The 1123-nt window shown below is 67.6% G+C and carries 1 protein-coding gene; it reads left to right on the top strand.

What is annotated here, in order from left to right; all coding sequences use genetic code 11:
* Positions 1-35: 35 nt before the first annotated feature.
* The coding region (locus NBG84_RS39715; RefSeq protein ID WP_250924609.1) for an IS630 family transposase at positions 36-1123 on the top strand (1088 nt) is incomplete at its 3' end.

Here is a 1123-nt window from a genome sequence, read left to right as displayed (position 1 = left end):
GGGGGCTGACATCCCATCCAGAGTGTGGAGGCGTGGTGACGGGACCGGTCAAAGTGCGCCGACTGACCGACCAGGAGGGGCAGCGGCTGCAGCAGATCGTTCGGCGGGGCAGCACCAGCACGGTTCGCTACCGGCGAGCGATGATGCTGCTGGCGTCGGCCGGCGGCAACCGGGTGCCGGTCATCGCCCAGTTGGTGGCGGCCGACGAGGACACTGTGCGAGACGTCATCCACCGCTTCAACGCGATCGGGCTGGCCTGCCTGGACCCTCGTTGGGCGGGAGGCCGTCCCCGCCTGCTCAGTCCTGACGCCGAGGACTTCGTCGTCGCGACGGCCACCACCCGCCCGGCCAAGCTCGGCCAGCCCTTCACCCGCTGGTCGATCCGCAAACTCGCCGCCTACCTGCGCAAGCTCCACGGCCGGACGATCTGCATCGGGCGCGAGGCCCTGCGATGCCTGCTCGCCCGACGCGGTGTCACCTTCCAGCGGACCAAAACCTGGAAGGAGTCCACCGACCCTGACCGGGACGCCAAGCTCGACCGTATCGAGCACGTCCTAGAGCATTTACCCGACCGTGTTTTCGCGTTCGACGAGTTCGGGCCGCTGGGTATCCGCCCGACCGGCGGGTCCTGTTGGGCGAAGCACAACCGACCGGATCGGGTGCCGGCGACCTATCGCCGCACCCACGGCGTGACCTACTTCCACGGCTGTTACTCCATCGGCGACGACACATTGTGGGGTGTCAACCGGCGCCGCAAGGGCGCGGTGAACTCCCTGGCCGCGCTCAGATCGATCCGCGCGGCCCGTCCGGACGGCGACCCCATCTACGTGATCATGGATAACCTCTCCGCGCACAAAGGCACTCAGATCCGCGCCTGGGCGAAGAGACACCGGGTCGAGCTGTGCTTCACCCCGACCAACGCCTCGTGGGCCGACCCGATCGAGGCGCATTTCGGGCCGCTGAGGCAATTCACCCTGGCTAACTCGAACCACCCCAACCACACCGTCCAGACGCGGGCACTTCACACCTATCTACGTTGGCGCAATGCCAATGCCCGACACCCCGATGTGCTGGCCGCACAACGGCGTGAACGTGCCCGGATCCGCAGCGAGAAGGGCATGCG

It is taken from the genome of Streptomyces albipurpureus (genome assembly GCF_023701525.1).
GTDB classification, from domain to species: Bacteria; Actinomycetota; Actinomycetes; order Streptomycetales; family Streptomycetaceae; genus Streptomyces; species Streptomyces albipurpureus.
This window is presented reverse-complemented; position numbering and strand designations above follow the sequence as displayed.